Annotated in this window: 22 protein-coding genes; 17 read left to right on the forward strand and 5 right to left on the reverse strand. The window is 57.1% G+C overall.

The genetic code is table 11. The features are described 5' to 3' along the window. Positions 1-98: 98 nt before the first annotated feature. The 12 genes from FFS62_RS13170 to FFS62_RS13225 all read left to right on the forward strand — a co-directional run bounded on the left by FFS62_RS13170 (position 99) and on the right by FFS62_RS13225 (position 6,488). Positions 99-464 carry a hypothetical protein gene (locus tag FFS62_RS13170; RefSeq protein WP_137973257.1) on the forward strand — a complete coding sequence of 122 codons (366 nt, stop codon included), beginning with the start codon at positions 99-101 and terminating at the stop codon, positions 462-464. A 97-nt stretch (positions 465-561) separates the two neighbouring features. Continuing rightward, positions 562-1,002: an Imm50 family immunity protein gene (locus tag FFS62_RS13175; protein ID WP_137973258.1), complete on the forward strand. Its 441-nt coding sequence runs from the start codon at positions 562-564 to the stop codon at positions 1,000-1,002. An 88-nt stretch (positions 1,003-1,090) separates the two neighbouring features. Continuing rightward, on the forward strand, positions 1,091-1,528 hold the full coding sequence (locus FFS62_RS13180) for a hypothetical protein (RefSeq protein WP_137973259.1): 438 nt from the start codon (positions 1,091-1,093) through the stop codon (positions 1,526-1,528). 122 nt (positions 1,529-1,650) lie between these two features. Beyond that, on the forward strand, positions 1,651-1,857 hold the full coding sequence (locus FFS62_RS13185; protein WP_137973260.1) for a hypothetical protein: 207 nt from the start codon (positions 1,651-1,653) through the stop codon (positions 1,855-1,857). A gap of 128 nt (positions 1,858-1,985) precedes the next feature. After that, the gene (locus FFS62_RS23650) at positions 1,986-2,183 is read left to right on the forward strand and encodes an RNA polymerase sigma factor region1.1 domain-containing protein (protein WP_137973261.1); all 198 of its coding nucleotides are present in this window, start codon (positions 1,986-1,988) and stop codon (positions 2,181-2,183) included. 68 nt (positions 2,184-2,251) lie between these two features. After that, on the forward strand, positions 2,252-2,692 hold the full coding sequence (locus FFS62_RS13195; RefSeq protein WP_137973262.1) for an Imm50 family immunity protein: 441 nt from the start codon (positions 2,252-2,254) through the stop codon (positions 2,690-2,692). Positions 2,693-2,776: 84 nt separating this feature from the next. Next, positions 2,777-3,097, forward strand: a complete 321-nt coding sequence (locus FFS62_RS13200; protein ID WP_137973263.1) for a hypothetical protein — start codon at positions 2,777-2,779, stop codon at positions 3,095-3,097. 96 nt (positions 3,098-3,193) lie between these two features. Further along, positions 3,194-3,655 (forward strand): hypothetical protein, encoded by a 462-nt coding sequence (locus FFS62_RS13205; RefSeq protein WP_137973426.1) that lies wholly within the window; start codon positions 3,194-3,196, stop codon positions 3,653-3,655. An 88-nt stretch (positions 3,656-3,743) separates the two neighbouring features. Beyond that, a complete protein-coding gene (locus FFS62_RS13210; RefSeq protein ID WP_137973264.1) occupies positions 3,744-4,115 on the forward strand; it encodes a hypothetical protein in 372 nt (123 codons plus the stop codon). Positions 4,116-4,202: 87 nt separating this feature from the next. Further along, positions 4,203-4,490, forward strand: coding sequence for a hypothetical protein (locus FFS62_RS13215; RefSeq protein WP_137973265.1), 288 nt, complete (start codon positions 4,203-4,205; stop codon positions 4,488-4,490). An 823-nt stretch (positions 4,491-5,313) separates the two neighbouring features. After that, positions 5,314-5,655: a hypothetical protein gene (locus FFS62_RS13220; protein WP_137973266.1), complete on the forward strand. Its 342-nt coding sequence runs from the start codon at positions 5,314-5,316 to the stop codon at positions 5,653-5,655. 110 nt (positions 5,656-5,765) lie between these two features. Then, positions 5,766-6,488 carry a YwqG family protein gene (locus tag FFS62_RS13225; protein ID WP_137973267.1) on the forward strand — a complete coding sequence of 241 codons (723 nt, stop codon included), beginning with the start codon at positions 5,766-5,768 and terminating at the stop codon, positions 6,486-6,488. Positions 6,489-6,558: 70 nt separating this feature from the next. On the opposite strand, the gene FFS62_RS13230 is transcribed toward FFS62_RS13225, so the two are convergent. Continuing rightward, on the reverse strand, positions 6,559-7,425 hold the full coding sequence (locus FFS62_RS13230) for an AraC family transcriptional regulator (protein ID WP_137973268.1): 867 nt from the start codon (positions 7,423-7,425) through the stop codon (positions 6,559-6,561). A gap of 389 nt (positions 7,426-7,814) precedes the next feature. On the opposite strand from FFS62_RS13230, the gene FFS62_RS13235 reads away from it, so the two are divergent. Then, positions 7,815-8,711 (forward strand): dienelactone hydrolase family protein, encoded by an 897-nt coding sequence (locus FFS62_RS13235; RefSeq protein WP_218569290.1) that lies wholly within the window; start codon positions 7,815-7,817, stop codon positions 8,709-8,711. 59 nt (positions 8,712-8,770) lie between these two features. Here the strand turns inward: FFS62_RS13235 and FFS62_RS13240 are convergent, their stop codons facing one another. Continuing rightward, positions 8,771-9,982, reverse strand: a complete 1,212-nt coding sequence (locus FFS62_RS13240) for a PilT/PilU family type 4a pilus ATPase (RefSeq protein WP_171016326.1) — start codon at positions 9,980-9,982, stop codon at positions 8,771-8,773. A gap of 145 nt (positions 9,983-10,127) precedes the next feature. Between FFS62_RS13240 and FFS62_RS13245 the strand changes: the two genes are divergently transcribed. Further along, positions 10,128-10,406 carry a peptidylprolyl isomerase gene (locus tag FFS62_RS13245; protein WP_021700093.1) on the forward strand — a complete coding sequence of 93 codons (279 nt, stop codon included), beginning with the start codon at positions 10,128-10,130 and terminating at the stop codon, positions 10,404-10,406. A gap of 2 nt (positions 10,407-10,408) precedes the next feature. On the opposite strand, the gene FFS62_RS13250 is transcribed toward FFS62_RS13245, so the two are convergent. Then, entirely contained in the window at positions 10,409-10,861 is a 453-nt protein-coding gene (locus FFS62_RS13250; protein WP_137973429.1) for a YqaA family protein, read from the reverse strand. 243 nt (positions 10,862-11,104) lie between these two features. Here FFS62_RS13250 and sph point away from each other — a divergent pair, with 243 nt between their 5' ends. Both sph and FFS62_RS13260 read left to right on the forward strand, forming a co-directional pair. Further along, on the forward strand, positions 11,105-12,616 hold the full coding sequence (gene sph / locus FFS62_RS13255) for a sphingomyelin phosphodiesterase (RefSeq protein WP_137973269.1): 1,512 nt from the start codon (positions 11,105-11,107) through the stop codon (positions 12,614-12,616). A 117-nt stretch (positions 12,617-12,733) separates the two neighbouring features. Further along, positions 12,734-14,320: an ABC-F family ATPase gene (locus tag FFS62_RS13260; RefSeq protein WP_137973270.1), complete on the forward strand. Its 1,587-nt coding sequence runs from the start codon at positions 12,734-12,736 to the stop codon at positions 14,318-14,320. A 57-nt stretch (positions 14,321-14,377) separates the two neighbouring features. Here the strand turns inward: FFS62_RS13260 and FFS62_RS13265 are convergent, their stop codons facing one another. Further along, positions 14,378-14,884, reverse strand: coding sequence for a DUF1993 family protein (locus FFS62_RS13265; RefSeq protein WP_137973271.1), 507 nt, complete (start codon positions 14,882-14,884; stop codon positions 14,378-14,380). Between the two features lie 75 nt (positions 14,885-14,959). On the opposite strand from FFS62_RS13265, the gene FFS62_RS13270 reads away from it, so the two are divergent. Continuing rightward, complete coding sequence (locus tag FFS62_RS13270) at positions 14,960-15,307, forward strand: MmcQ/YjbR family DNA-binding protein (protein WP_137973272.1); 348 nt, start codon at positions 14,960-14,962, stop codon at positions 15,305-15,307. Here FFS62_RS13270 and FFS62_RS13275 read toward each other — a convergent pair. Further along, positions 15,304-16,008 carry a DUF1294 domain-containing protein gene (locus FFS62_RS13275; RefSeq protein ID WP_137973273.1) on the reverse strand — a complete coding sequence of 235 codons (705 nt, stop codon included), beginning with the start codon at positions 16,006-16,008 and terminating at the stop codon, positions 15,304-15,306. The genes FFS62_RS13270 and FFS62_RS13275 overlap by 4 nt on opposite strands.

The raw sequence follows: 16,008 nt of genomic DNA on the forward strand, positions 1-16,008 counted from the left end.
CACCCGCGAAACCGGCGGCGCCCCGCTCCGCCGCCGGCTTGAGCAGGACACCAGCACTGGGGCAGACTGCAACTCTCGCAGCCCACCTCGGTGACAATATGGACGTTGTCAAAACCCTCAAGCCCGGAAAGCCTGGCACCAAGCGCCTACAAGAACGCTACGGCGATAAACTTGTCGCCGTGCGCTACCGCCTCGACCGCAAGACCCGCACCCACTACACCACGGTCGAGCTCATCGTCGAGCAGAAATACGCCCTTATCAAAGGCCAACCTGGCCCCTCCACCCTCCCAGCCCCTTCAGCCACTAACGTCGCGTTACGCATCCACCGGCACGAAACCGACCTACAGCGTCTGATCAAAAGCGCCGGCGGCAAATGGGATCGGGACAATCTTGTCTGGCTTATCGCCTCAGACGAGGTAGAGCGGCTGGGGTTGCAGGAAAGGATTATTCGTAGGGATGCCTAGATATGGATATCGGAATGCCTAGATACAGACATAACACCTAGATAAGGACATCATGCCTAGACCAAGGCATGTCGTATAAACACTAGTTAGGCCAAAAATGAATGACACAGCTGGGATAGTGGAAGACAGCTGCAAATTGACTGAGGTTTTTGGCTACTGGCCATCGTTTCATGACGCAGAAGTTATTAACATCACACTTAACCGAGACTGCGAAAACAACACAGCAGCACTAACAGTTGACATCCACGTGTTTGAAATGACAAATCAAGTATCTGGCAGCGGCACATACATTTGCCGTCATCATTCCATTGTCACCATATTATTTACGGAAATTGATGAGCTGGAGCTTGATGCATTCAATCACCAAAATGCCCTTATGCAACTCTCAATTGAGGACATTTCGCAGAGACAGCTTGAGCGAGTCAAGTTATCTGTGGTCTTTGAGCCGGCATATGGTTTCGGTTGCAATTTTGTATGTCGTTCAGCGAGAGTTATTTCTGTACAAGCCGGCATCCCACAAGGCAGTGTTTATGCCTAACACATGGTTCAAGTCGTTCGCTTCGCTCACTCGGGACCGGCTAAAGCCGGCCCCTTAACCAAACGTTAGGCAAACAAACGAGTATCAAATGCCAAACCATCTAGCGCCTCGCCCCATATCAGTCTGGCTCTTTTGCCTTTTCCTGCTTGCGGCCACAACTCTTTTTCTCGCAGGCATAGCCGAGTTATTTTTAGGCAACCCTACTGCTAACCTAAGAATTGACAGCATAATAAAGTTATTTGAATTAATTTTTTGGCTACTTATTTTCCCTCTTACCCCCCTAGCATTACTCTTTGGAGTGTATAAAAGAAAGAAATGGGGGCGTTGGTTTGGATTGGTAGCCATTACTGCTTTCGCTGTCTGGCTTATTCTTGGCACAAAAGGAGCTACGTATTCCACTGATGCAGGGCGAGTCGGCAGCTATGCCGCTCGTTATATATTCCTGCCACTCCTGCTAGCCTGGTGGGGATACTCGTTTGGCTTTTCAAATCGCGCACTACAATATTTCTCCAATCCTACAAAATGAATTTACATACAGACCAGCAGAGCGCTGCCTAACAATGCGCTCAACTGTCGCTCACTTCGTTCGCTGGACGTCCAAAAGCTGCGCTTTTGGCCGCCCGTTAGCTTAATCGTTAGGCACACAAGATGGATATTGAGGCTGCAAAAGAAATTCAGAATTCCACGCAACGATGCATTCGAGAGCTGAACTCAATGCTTTTGCAGGCAAAGTCAAATCTAAGCCCCGATGAATTTGAAAATCTAAAATTAATGTCCGCCCAGATCATGGGGCATCTTGTTGAGCTTGAGCACGTCTGCATATATGCCGAGTATCCGGCTTTGAAACCCTATTGAATGATTTATGGCAAGCAGAGTATGTTCGCCTAACAATGCGCTCAAAGCGCTCACTTCGTTCGCTGGGACCGGCGAAGCCGGCCCCTTAGCTTAATCGTTAGGCTCACAGAGGCAGAGGTCATAGCAGGATGCATCCAGACCTAAAATCCCTAATAAATAAGGGGCGCTCCCAAGGTTTCCTACTGAAGTCTGAAGTCCTAGAAATATTGCCTGAAAACATCACACAAGAAGAGCTTATCAATGACATATTGCTGATGATCAGCGATATGGGTATCTCTATAATCAATGATCAAGCGAGCGCTAACAATGGGCACCCAGAAGCCTAACAAATGGTTCAAGCCGCTCGCTTCGCTCCGGCTAAAGCCGGCCCTTTAACCAATCGTTAGACTAAAAAATGAATGACACAGCCGGGATAGTGGAAGACAGCTGCAAATTGACTGAGGTTTTTGGTTACTGGCCATCGTTTCATGACGCAGAAGTTATTAACATCACGCTTAACCGAGACTGCGAAAACAACACGGCAGCACTAACAGCCGACATCCACGTGTTTGAAATGACAAATCAAGTATCTGGCAGCGGCACATACATTTGCCGCCATCATTCTATTGTCACCATATTTTTTACGGAAATTGATGGACTGGAGCTTGATGCATTCAATCACCAAAATGCCCTTATGCAACTCTCAATTGAGGACATTTCGCAGAGACAGCTTGAGCGAGTCAAGTTATCTGTGATCTTTGAGCCGGCATATGGTTTCGGTTGCAATTTTGTATGTCGTTCAGCGAGAGTTATTTCTGTACAAGCCGGCATCCCACAGGGCAGTGTTTATGCCTAACAAATGGTTCAAGTCGTTCGCTCCGCTCACTCGGGACCGGCTGAATCCGGCCCCTTAACCAAACGTTAGGCACTAAGGAAGAACATGACCAACCTTGAATTAGTAGCCGCTCTCAAGGCACTTCCAGATGAAGATTTGGCGCTGGTGCTTGGAATGGTTCTCCCCGAGCGTAACCCTTTCTCCAAAGAGCCAGAAGTGGTTAGCTCCAAGATGTTTCTTGGCATATATACTGAGTATACGGACGAAAGCTCAATCAGCATCGTGGCCTACCCCAAGGATGGTGAGCACGGACCTTATTGGGGTTTCTGTCAATCTGCTGAGTCACCAATCTCAGGCATAAACTTTGTTTCACCTCAGAAGCAAGCCATATCGCCATTAGACGAAACAACAATACATCTTACATAGCCTAACAATGCGCTCAACTATCGCTCACTTCGTTCGCTGGACAGCCAAAAGCTGCGCTTTTGTCTGCCCGTTAGCTTAATCGTTATGCAAAGCTTAATGGAGATCATCGCATTGGACGTAAACGAATGGACACTGGTTGTCTCAGTAGCAACAGCAGCCATTACAGCACTTGCATTGTTTTTCACCGTGCGCAGCTTCAGAAAGCAGCTTCAACTACAATTCTTTGCCGACTACACAAAGCGCTATCAAGAAATAATCCTTAATTTCCCAGAGCAAATAAACGAAGACAATTTTTCAATAGACGATCTAGCACCAGATATCAGAGACAAAACTCTTCGATACATGAGAGCCTACTTCGATTTGTGCAGTGAAGAATATTTTCTCTGGAAGAACGACAACATTGACGACACAACATGGAAAGAGTGGAAATCAGGCATGTGCTTTGCCTTCTCAAAGCCTGCTTTCAAACAAGCATGGAATAAATTGCGTCTTGACACCATCTACTATGGAGACTTCACATCCTTAGTAAAGTCATCAATCAACAGTGAACTTGCATAAATGCGCTCAACTGCCGCTCACTCCGTTCGCTGGACAGCCAAAAGCTGCGCTTTTGTCTGCCCGTTAGCTTAATCGTTAGGGGTTTTCTATGGGACCAGCGGAGAAAATTACCCAGCTAGAAAAGCATGCTGAGCTGGCAATAACAGAAAGCGCCAACTGCTTGGACGTTATTCCATACTGCGCAGAAGCAATTTCCCTAATGCGCTTGCATCCCAACCTACAAGAAGAATTCTCTGAACTACTTTCAAATATGAAATGCCCGGAGTTCATTGCAGTTTGCGTTCACGCCTTACGATGGAATAACTTAAATAGCCTCATAATCAATAAATACAGCTTGGCCGTAGAGCAAAACGACTGGCGCGCCGAAGGTGCATTGCGCATGGTGGTTGATGCCATCAGCCTTGACTGGGAAGATGCTCGTCTTTTTTACTCCGACTACTTTCCTAGTCAAAACCCCTAACAAATGGTTCAGTCGTTCGCTTCGCTCACTCGGGACCGGCTAAAGCCGGCCCCTTAACCAAACGTTATGCAATGCCAGGGTGGCCCTGTGGAAAAGCCAGAAGATAATATGGTTAAGGCCGGGATACTGTTTATGTTTACGGCCTGGCTGCAAGGCCAAATGTCTGACCTCATCATTTTTAGTCAAAATAAAAATCTTCTACCTGGCTTCATAGCAACCCCAGATAGAGTCCCGAACGAATTCCATAAGAAACGTGTAGAGCACTGGGAAAAGCATTTCGGCCCCGTCAAAAATGAATTCAAGGAAGAATTTTCCAACCTTTTAACAGAGCCGAGAAGAGAGATGCCGAGGAAATTTATCATCTCAGAAACATGATTGCTCACGCTCATGTGTCTACCGGAAGGAACTATATGCTATATCGTCCTTTTGGCGGACCTCAACGCGAGCAAAAATTAATCACGGATCTCAATCTTCGACCGGTAGCAGACCAGTCAGACCCTATGATTTTGAAGCTGGAGTTCTGGAGGGAAGAAGTTTTTACAAGCGCATCAAATTTAATTGAGCGCTTTGATCAAGTTTGTTTAAAGAAAATTGCTGACCATCTGGGTGTACCGCATGGCCGCATCAGGTAGGCACCGTATAACAATGCGCTCAACTGCCACTCACTTCGTTCGCTGGACGTCCAAAAGCTGCGCTTTTGGACGCCCGTTAGCTTAATCGTTAGCCAATTTATGGAAACCTCTGTGCAAGCCGAAAACCTAGACCCTGGTCACTGCCCTAATTGCAATGGCAGAGTTTCCCTGTGGGCAGTAGCAAAGCCCACCATGATCCCCAATCGTATAACCTGCAATCTCTGCAAATACAAAATCAAATATAGATATCCCGCTTGGATGTTTGCCTTAGTAAATGCAATTTCGCTACTGATAGTAGTTCCAGGAAGCTACTTAATAGCCAGCAAAATAATGACTCTTGGCTTAAAGCCAGACCAACCAATTTTATACATCATACTTCTGCTATCTCTAGGCCCATTCGGTGCTCTAGCTCTTATTGGCGTAGGATATTTGGAGGCCCATATCTCTAAAGGCAGATACTACTTTGAGAAAATCGGCTAACAATGCGCTCAACTATCGCTCACCCCGCTCGCTGGACAGTCAAAAGCTGCGCTTTTGCCTGTTAGCTTAATCGTTAGGAGCCAAGGATGTGGCAACCGATACAACTAATTGAACTGGAAGAGCTGATATCCAAACAGCTCATCGAGTGCACCTCCGTAACCCGTGCACAGTACGAGATGAACGCCATTCCTAAGCAGAAATGGGCACTTTCACCTTGGGGTGATGCAGGGGGTGGTTTTTGGGCAATCGCCATACTGGGCAAACACGTGCTCTGGTATAACGATATTGAAGATGGCTTCAATATATCTACGTATGCAAAGGAAGGAGCCATAGAGCATTATTGGTGCAACCAAGACACACTGCATGAAGCAATGCTTGGCCTAATCCAAAACTCTCCAAAGCTAGGAGCACCCGATGCACCTGCGTAAGCTCCTAACAATGCGCTCAACGGTCGCTCACTTCGTTCGCTGGACGTCCAAAAGCTGCGCTTTTGGCCGCCCGCTAGTTTAATCGTTAGGCCTCACAAGAGGACTCAGTCATGGACATCAATACACTCAATGCAGCGATGACTAAGATTGGATTAGCCGCAGCTCATGTCGAATACATCCGAACGATTGCGAGACCAAGCGTTGACATTGAGGTGTTAGATATTGCAGGCAAAGATGACTCTAGTCGCTTTGGCGGCGATCCATACGTGCCCCATAACTTCAAGTGGCCAACTCATAACCTTGGCGAGTACCGCTTTCTCGGTCAGATTAACTTTTCAGAAGTGGTGAATTTGCCAAGCGCACTACCTGATTCCGGCCTGCTTTCTTTGTTTTATGCATACGACGAGGAAGGTGAAATCTTTTGGGGCGACGATGGCTATGTCTTGGGGTTTTATTGGAAAGACTATAAAGATCATGTAACGACCAAGTCACCATCCAAGGACGCGCCCAAAGCGAAGGCGTTGAGATTAACAGGCGGCGTTAATATTCCAGAGAACATGGATGTACGCAACGATTGGCCATTCGAACACAAGACCTTTTACGAGCTAACGGACGCACTGAACGCCGGCAACGAATACCTTCTGGGCTACCCTTCGTTTTATACCTTGGCCTATGACCCGACGCCCGGTCCAGAATGGGTTTCGTTACTTACTCTGAGCTCCCGGGATGAGTTCGGGTGGTGTTGGCATGACGGAGATAAGTTGATGGTGTTTATAGAGTCGGACAGACTCGTAAAACGAGACTTCAGTAATCTCAAGAGCGATGCAGGCTAATGAGTCACCAGCCTAACCATACCCTCTCGTCAAACGTTATGTGCGAGTACAGGGAACTCGCTCATCACGCTCAAACCGGGCTTCTTAACCGCACTGTAGTTACCGGCAGAAGTCGATGACATGGCGAGTCGCCTGCGTCGCGTTGGGCAGGCGTGATGTAGCGGACATGTGTCTTGTGCGAGAAGGCGTAGGAATGATGGACGCCGAAGAAGCCGCTGTAGCAGCGGGACAGATGTGCCGCATCGCTGAACCCCGCCAGCCTGATTGCCTCGGCGGCGGGAACGCCAGCCAGGCTGAGCCTGACGAAATCGAGCAGTCGGTACCAGAGCCGGTGCCGGCGTAGCGGTACCCCCACCTGCAGGGCGAATAGCTTGGTCAGCCCGGACTCAGAGAGCCCCACCTCAGCTGCCAACGCGCCAACCGAAGTATTGAGCGCAGCATTGCCGCGCAGGCGCTCGACCACTCGAACCACCCTTGGATCGACCTGAGGCAGCGGCGCGCCAGCGCCCCGATAGATCATGGCCTCGACACGTTGCTGGGCCTCGCTGTAACCCGGCACCTCGTCCCGCAGGTTGGTCAGCGTCTCCACTAGGTAGCGAGTCTGCCGGTGGTGATAGTGAATGCCCTGGCAGGTCGCCGCCATCTGTCGGCGCAACACCGCGAAGTCGGGCCTGGCCGCGTCCAGATAGCAGGCCGCCAGCACAGCGTCGCGGTTGTCGATGGCAATGCGGCTGCCCGCGGGAATCAGAACGCTGGCGCTGCTGAGCCACAACGCATCACCCGGCGTGCGAAAACGCACCTCCCCCTCCAGACAGACAAGCAAGGACGCCGCTCCCGAATGCAGGTCGCGGATAGGTAGGCGGCCGCGCCCCAGGTACAGGTAGCGTCGGTTCGAGACATACACCAGTGCAGGCAATGAGTTTCGCTCGGCGGGCATTCGGGAGTGCTCTTTTAACGAGTAGAAACATGCGACCAGATTCCAGATGGCAAGTTTGTTTTATTAGTGAGAACTGTCAACAAGCCAATTAACGGAGCGCTCTTGCAACGCATATAAATGCAGCCTAAAGAGTGACAGACAAAACTGCACTAATACCTAGGAGCTATACAGCTCTAGTTACGAGCGCCATTCCCAGGCGCCGAGGCAGCCAGACCCTCCAACGCACATACAACGCAGCGCCATCAGTTTCTCAACACTGCATTTCTTGTATGAATCGGGACGACTCGATTGTTGTTGCGCAACTTCCTCGTTGTTAGTTTCCAGCCGCGCTTGCAAATAAGCCGAAACCAATAGTCATGACGTAACAACAAAACCAACGAGGTAATGACATGGGAATCAAAGTAACGACTGCCAAGGCAATAGTGATGGCCGCCACTCTATTGGCGAGCACTTATGCCTTTTCCGCCCCCGGCCCATCCGCGCCGTGTAGCAATTGCACCCGCGGCCCGGCGCCGACGGCTACCGCACTGAAGGCCTCCACCGGCCCCTTCAGCACTGCCAAGTTCTCGGTGTCCGGCTTCCTCAAGGGCTTCGGCGACAGCACCGTGTATTACCCGACCAACACCACCGGGAAAATGGGCGCCATCGCCGTTATCCCCGGCTATCTCTCCTACGAGAGCAGCATCGACTGGTGGGGCCCGCGCCTCGCCTCCCACGGTTTCGTGGTGATGACCATGAATACCGAGACCATCTACGACCAGCCGGACAGCCGCGCCAGCCAGCTCAGCGAGGCGCTGGACTACCTGATCGCCCAGAGCGGCAGTTCGTCCAGCCCGCTCTACAACAAGATCGACAGCACCCGCCTGGGCGCCATCGGCTGGTCCATGGGTGGCGGCGGCTCACTCAAGCTGTCCACCCAGCGCTCGATCAACGCCATCATCCCCCAGGCCCCCTGGTACTCCGGCAGCAACGCCTTTAACACCATCAAGACTCCGGCGCTGATCCTTGCCTGCAGCGCCGACACCGTGGCTCCGGTGGCCCAGCATGCCTCGCCGTTCTACAACCGGATCCCGGCCAGCACGCCAAAGGCCTTCCTGGAAATCTACGGCGGCTCGCACTTCTGCGCCAACTCCGGCTATCCCAATGAAGACCTGCTGGGCATGTACGGCATCGCCTGGATGAAGCGTTTCATCGATTTCGACAGCCGCTACAGCCAGTTCCTCTGCGGCCCGAACCACGAAGGCGACCTGGCCATCTCCGAGTATCGCCAGAACTGCCCGTACTGATCAGCAGCCATGAAAAAGGGCAGACCCAGGTCTGCCCTTTTTTTATTCCCCAGCGGCCGTCAGATGCCCGAGCGCCCCGGGTCCTCCGGCGGCGCCTCTTCCTCGATATCCTCCAGCTTGAGTTCCATCGCCCAGTTGGCCGGGGCCGCCGCTGGAGCTGCCTCGGGTGCGGCGACCGGCGCCGGGGCTGCCGCCTGGGGCGCGGCCGGGTTGTCCTTGTACAGCTTGAGCTTGAGGCGCACGTTGTTCGCCGAGTCGGCGTTCTTCACCGCTTCCTCCTCGTCGATGCTGCCGTCGTGGACCAGGTCGATCAGTGCCTGGTCGAAGGTCTGCATGCCGAGGTTCTTCGACTTCTCCATGGTCTCCTTGATCTCGGAGAAATCGCCGCGCTTGATCTGGTCGCGAATGGTCGGCGTGCCGAGCAGCACCTCCACGGCGGCGCGGCGCTTGCCGTCCACCGTCTTGACCAGGCGCTGGGAGACGAAGGCCTTGAGGTTGTTGCCCAGGTCGTTGAGCAGTTGCGGCCTGCGCTCTTCGGGGAAGAAGTTGATGATGCGGTCCAGCGCCTGGTTGGCGTTGTTGGCGTGCAGGGTGGAGATGGCCAGGTGGCCGGTGTCGGCAAAGGCCAGGGCGTGCTCCATGGTCTCGCGGTCGCGGATCTCGCCGATCAGGATCACGTCCGGCGCCTGGCGCAGGGTGTTCTTCAGCGCAGCGTGGAAGCTGCGGGTGTCCACGCCGACTTCGCGCTGGTTGATGATCGACTTCTTGTGCCGGTGCACATACTCCACCGGGTCTTCGATGGTGATGATGTGGCCGCCACTGTTGCGGTTGCGGTAGTCGATCAGCGCCGCCAGGGAGGTCGACTTGCCCGAGCCGGTGCCACCGACGAACAGCACCAGGCCGCGCTTCTCCATCACCGTCTTGAGCAGCACCTCGGGCAGCTTGAGGTCCTCGAACTTGGGAATCTCCATCTTGATGTTGCGCGCGACGATGGAGACTTCGTTGCGCTGCTTGAAGATGTTGATGCGGAAGCGGCCGACGTTGGGTACCGAGATGGCCAGGTTCATCTCCAGCTCCTTCTCGAAATCGGCACGCTGCAGTTCATCCATCACCCCGGCGGCGATGGCGGCCACGTCCCCCGGTTTGAGCGGGTCCTGGCTGAGCGGCTTGAGCACTCCGTTGAACTTGGCGCAGGGCGGCGCCCCGGTGGACAGGTAGAGGTCGGATCCGTCCTGGCTGGACAGGATTTTCAGCATCTGGGTGAGGTCCATGGGGCGCGCTTCCATCGGTGTGGAGTAATCAAGTTAGGCCAAGTCGGCCCGCGTTTCCGGCCAATAGCAGCCTGAAAAATGACGCCATTCTGATGGCGCAAGGAATGCTGGCACAATAGCGCCCTCGCAAATTGAGGAACCGATCATGCCCAAGGCAATGGCCCGCCATATCCTGGTGAAGACCGAGGCGGAAGCGGCGGCATTGAAGAAGCGCATCGCCGCCGGCGAAGCCTTCGATGTGCTGGCGAAGAAGTACTCCACCTGTCCCTCGGGCAAGAAAGGTGGTGACCTGGGCGAAGTACGCCCGGGGCAGATGGTCCGCGCCGTGGACCAGGTGATATTCAAGAAACCGTTGCGCGAAGTGCATGGTCCGGTGAAGACCCAGTTCGGCTACCACCTGATCCAGGTGTTTTACCGCGAGTGACCTCAGCCCCAGCCGGATGCGACCCAACCAAGCGTGATGGCCGCCAGCACCAGGTAGCGCCCAACCTTGGCCAGGCCGACCAGCAGTAGAAAACTCCACCAGGGCTCGCGCATCACCCCGGCCACCAGGGTCAGCGGGTCGCCGATGATCGGCACCCAGCTCAACAGCAGCGACCAGCGCCCGTAATGCCGGTAGGTAGCCTTGGCCCGCTCCAGACGCGCCTCGCTTACCGGGTACCAGCGGCGCCCGTGGAAGCGCTCGATGCCACGGCCGAGCGCGGCGTTCAGCACCGAGCCCAGGACATTGCCCAGGCTCGCCGCCAGCAGCAGGCCGAAGGTCGAATGCCCACCGCCGAGCAACAGCCCGACCAGTAAAGCCTCCGATTGCAACGGCAGCAGGCTGGCGGCACCGAAGGCGGAAAGAAACAGGCCGAGATAAGCGGAATAATCGAGCAAGTTCGGGCTCACGAAAACATCAGCGGGCCTGCCTTATAGCCTGTCCGGCAGCGCCTGCGAAGCTCTGCAATAGCAGCCTTGGTCTAGGCCAAAGCCATCGATCGGTGCAACAGCTCTGTCACGGACCTTCCTTGTCCGCCTTGCAAAACTGTAACAGTGCTCCAGGATTCTTCGGGCGCCTGGTCTATTCCAGAGACCGGGAACGCCACCAACAAGAGGCCGTAAAGGCCAGGAGCCTTCAGGATGAAGTACACCACGCTCGCCTGCTGCACCCTTACCCTTCTCGCACTTGCCGCGCCGTTATCGGCGGCACCCAGCGACCAGTACAAGCTGCTAGCCCATAACGTGTTCTTCCTGCCCAGCACGCTCAAACCTGGCTGGGGCCAGGAAGAGCGCGCCAGGCTGATCGCTCAGGCCGACTACATGAAGGGGCAGGACGCGGTGATCCTCAACGAACTGTTCGACAACCCCGCCGCCGCCATCCTGCTCGACGGGCTGAAGAGCGAATACCCTCACCAGACACCGATCCTCGGCCGCTCGCGCAGTGGTTGGGATGCCACGCTCGGCGCGTACTCCGATACCACGCCGGAAGATGGCGGCGTGGCTATCGTCAGCCGCTGGCCGATTGTCGAGCGCGTGCAATACGTCTATGCCCAGGGCTGCGGCGCCGACTACTTCTCCAACAAGGGCTTCGTCTACGCCCGCCTCGACCGCAACGGCCAGCCGCTGCACGTGATCGGCACCCATGCCCAGGCCGCCGATACCGGCTGCCCCGACGGCAAGGGCACAGCGGTGCGCGCCAGCCAGTTCGACGAAATGCGCACCTTTATCGAGGGCAAGGGCATAGCCGCGGACGAAGTGCTGTTCATCGGCGGCGACTTCAACGTGATCCGCGACAGCGCCGAATACCGCGACCTGCTCGAACGCCTGCAGGTACGCGCGCCGGACAGCTTCGCCGGCAGCGACACCAGCTTCGACACGAGGCGCAACGGCATCGCCAGCTACCAGTACCCCAACCATGCACCGGAGTACCTGGACTACATCTTCGTCTCGCGCCACCACGGCCAGCCGAGCTACTGGCACAACCAGGCGCTGGACACCCCGTCGCCGCGCTGGAGCGTGACCCAGGCCGGCGCCACCTGGCAGTTCCAGGACTATTCCGACCACTCGCCGGTCGCCGCCTTCACCCGCGCCGACGCCGGCACGCCGACCCGCGCCAGCAAGCCGCGGGAAAACCGCTACGGCCAGGTCACCCTGCGCAGCCAGAGCAACGGCAAGACCCTGCGTGCCGGCGCCAGCAAGGCCACCGACTGGTTACGCGTCAACGGCGACGGCAGCGAGGCCGAGAGCCTGTTCAGCCTGCGCAACTGGCACTACCCGGTGAGCTTCTGCATCCGCAGCGGTGACTACCTGGAGATCGAATCGGTACGCCACCGTGGCCACTGGCTGAACTGGTGGCTGGGCGGTGGCGGCGGCAACTATGCCTACTACCCCAAGGCCGGTGATTCCTCCAACCAGCTGCGCATCGAACTGCCGGGCAAGCCCAGCGGCTGCCTCGCCGACGGCGACCTGGTGCGCCTGCTCGACCGCGACACCGTGCGCGGCAGCGACTACTACCTGCTGCGCTGGACCTCGGGCAGCTGGAAGGACCACCTGTACCTGTGGACCGGCAACCCCGCCGAGGCCGAGCAATTCCGCGTGCAGCTGAAACAGCCGGCCGTGTACGACGATTGGAGCGCCAAACTGCGCTACTGAGGCCACAGGCCGACCGGGGGAAACCCCGGTCGGCCGATCATGGCTGCCCTATCGACGGGAAACCGCTACAATCGCGCCCTTTTGCGCGCAAGCGCCCGTCTCTTCAGGAATACCGCCGTGATCTCCACCGCCAATATCACCATGCAGTTCGGCGCCAAGCCGCTGTTCGAGAACGTTTCCGTCAAGTTCGGCAACGGCAACCGCTACGGCCTGATCGGCGCCAACGGCTGCGGCAAGTCGACCTTCATGAAGATCCTCGGCGGCGATCTGGAGCCCTCCGGCGGCCAGGTGATGCTGGAGCCGAACGTACGCCTGGGCAAGCTGCGCCAGGACCAGTTCGCCTACGAAGAATTCACCGTGATCGACACCGTGATCATGGGCCACGAGGAGCTGTACAAGGTCAAGGCCGAGCGTGACCGCATCTACTCGCTGCCGGAGATGAGCGAAGAAGACGGCATGAAGGTGGGCGAACTGGAGGGCGAGTTCGCCGAGATGGACGGCTACACCGCCGAATCCCGCGCCGGCGAACTACTGCTCGGCCTGGGCATCCCGCTGGAACAGCACTTCGGCCCGATGAGCGAAGTCGCCCCTGGCTGGAAGCTGCGCGTGCTGCTGGCCCAGGCGCTGTTCTCCGATCCGGAAGTGCTGCTGCTGGACGAGCCGACCAACCACCTGGACATCAACACCATTCGCTGGTTGGAAAACATCCTCACGGCGCGTAACAGCACCATGATCATCATTTCCCACGACCGTCACTTCCTGAACTCGGTCTGCACCCATATGGCCGACCTGGACTACGGCGAGCTGCGCCTGTTCCCGGGCAACTACGACGAGTACATGACCGCCGCGACCCAGTCGCGCGAGCAGCTGCTGGCCGACAACGCCAAGAAGAAGGCGCAGATCGCCGAGCTGCAGACCTTCGTCAGCCGCTTCTCGGCCAACGCCTCCAAGGCCAAGCAGGCCACTTCGCGAGCCAAGCAGATCGACAAGATCCAGCTGGCCGAGGTCAAGCCGTCCAGCCGCGTCAGCCCGTTCATCCGTTTCGACCAGAACAAGAAGCTGCACCGCCAGGCCGTGACCGTCGAGAAGGTGTCCAAGGCCTTCGACGACAAGGTGCTGTTCAAGAACTTCAGCTTCCAGGTCGAGGCCGGCGAGCGCGTGGCCATCATCGGCCCCAACGGCATCGGCAAGACCACTCTGCTGCGCACCCTGGTCGGCGAGATGAGCCCGGATGCAGGTGAAGTGAAGTGGACCGAGAGCGCCGAGGTCGGCTACTACGCCCAGGACCACGCCCACGACTTCGAGGACGACGTGAGCCTGTTCGACTGGATGGGCCAGTGGACCCAGGGCGAACAGACCATCCGCGGCACCCTGGGCCGCATGCTGTTCAGCAACGACGAGATCCAGAAGTCGGTCAAGGTCATCTCCGGTGGTGAGCAGGGCCGCATGCTGTTCGGCAAGCTGATCCTGCAGAAGCCCAACGTGCTGGTGATGGACGAGCCGACCAACCACCTGGACATGGAATCCATCGAGGCGCTCAACCTGGCGCTGGAGAACTACCCGGGCACGCTGATCTTCGTCAGCCACGACCGCGAGTTCGTCGGCTCCCTGGCCACCCGCATCATCGAGCTGAGCGAGAACGGCGTGACCGACTTCTCCGGCACCTACGACGACTACCTGCGCAGCCAGGGCATCTTCGTCTGACGCCGGCGCCACAACGAAAAAGCCCCGCAATGCGGGGCTTTTTTATGGCCAGGCGGATCAGACGCGGCCGAGGTAATCCATCTTGCCGACGTCCAGGCCGTTGTGGCGCAGGATGGCGTAGGCCGTGGTGACGTGGAAATAGAAGTTGGGCAGCACGAAGTGCAGCAGGTATTCCGGGCCGCTGAACTTTAGCTCGGCGCCGGGGAACTTGAGGACGATCTCGCGGTTCGCGCCGCTGTCGATCTGCTCGGGGCTCAGGCTCTTGATGAAGTCCAGGGTCTTGGCGATGCGCGCCTGCAGGTCGGCGAAGCTGCTCTCGGTGTCCGCGAAGCTCGGCACGTCCACCCCGGCCAGGCGCGCGGCGCAGCCCTTGATCGCGTCGCTGGCGATCTGCACCTGGCGGGTCAGCGGGTGCATGTCCGGCGCCAGGCGCGCGTTGAGCAGCACGTTGGGGTCGATCTTCTTGGCTTCGGCATAGGCCACGGCCTTGTCGAGGATGGCCGACAGGTTGCCGAACATGCGCACGAACTGCGGCACGGAGGCCTGGTAGAGGGACAGCGACATGGGTGGAACTCCTTTGGGTAGAGGCGGCGCGACTCTGCTAGGGTAGCCGCGGTTCAGCCAGAGAGATGAAGCCTGATGACCAACGCACAGATCGCCGCCTACTGCCTGAGCCTGCCCGGCGCCCGCGAGGATCTTAAATGGGGCGGCAACCGGGTGTTCTCAATAGCCGGCAACAAAATGTTCGCCATCCTCGACTTCATGGGCGAGCGGCTGGCGTTCAAGGTCGAGGCGGAGCTGTTCCTCGGCTACGTCGATCGGCCGGGCATCCACCCCGCTCCGTACCTAGCGCGCGCCCACTGGGTCAGCATGGCGCCGCCCTTCCCCCTCGGTGACGACGAGTTGCGCGAATGCCTGCGGCGCTCCCACCAGCTGGTGGTGCGCAAGCTGCCGAAGATCCGTCAGGTGGGTTTGCTGCTCGACTAGAGCGGCAGCAGATGGCCGAGGTAGCGGCCGCCCAGCGCCAGCTGGTCGATCCAGAAGGCCTGGTGCAGCACGACGATAGCCCAGAACACCAGTTGGAAAGACGCCTTGCGCGTCTTGTGGCGGAACACCTGCTGCGCCACCAGGGCGCCGGGCCAGCCGCCCAGCAGTTCGGCGATATGCAGGCTGTTCTCCGGCGTGCGCCAGCGGCCCTTCTGCGCGGACTGCTTGTCCAGCCAGTACTGGCAGAAGCTGAACAGGCTGACCAGCGGGTAGGCCAGCAACACCCAGACCAGCCCGCGCTCCAGCAGCACCAGGCCGCCCCAGATCGGCAGCACGCACAACGCCGCCAGCACCAGCAGCTTGAGCGGCAATTGCTGAATGCCCGACTGCGGCGGACGCTCACCGCGCGGCTGGCCGGGACTCTTTGCAGCGGCAGCCCTGGATGGTTTGACCGATTGCGTCGGTTTGCGCCGAATCGCCGGTCGGTCCAGGCTCAGCCCGGCGTGGCGCATGTGCTGGGCATGCGGTCGGCCCTGGGCATCGCTACCGGCGACATAGACCACCGCGTCGCCGACCTGTGGCCGGCTGTCGCCGCGCATGGCGGAGATGTGCACGAACAGCTGCTCGCCGCCGCCCTCGGGATGGATAAAGCCGAAACCCTTGGCATCGTTCCAGCTCTTCAGCGTGCCGCGCCGCTCCAT

Source organism: Pseudomonas sp. F(2018), from assembly GCF_005508865.1.
GTDB lineage: Bacteria > Pseudomonadota > Gammaproteobacteria > Pseudomonadales > Pseudomonadaceae > Aquipseudomonas.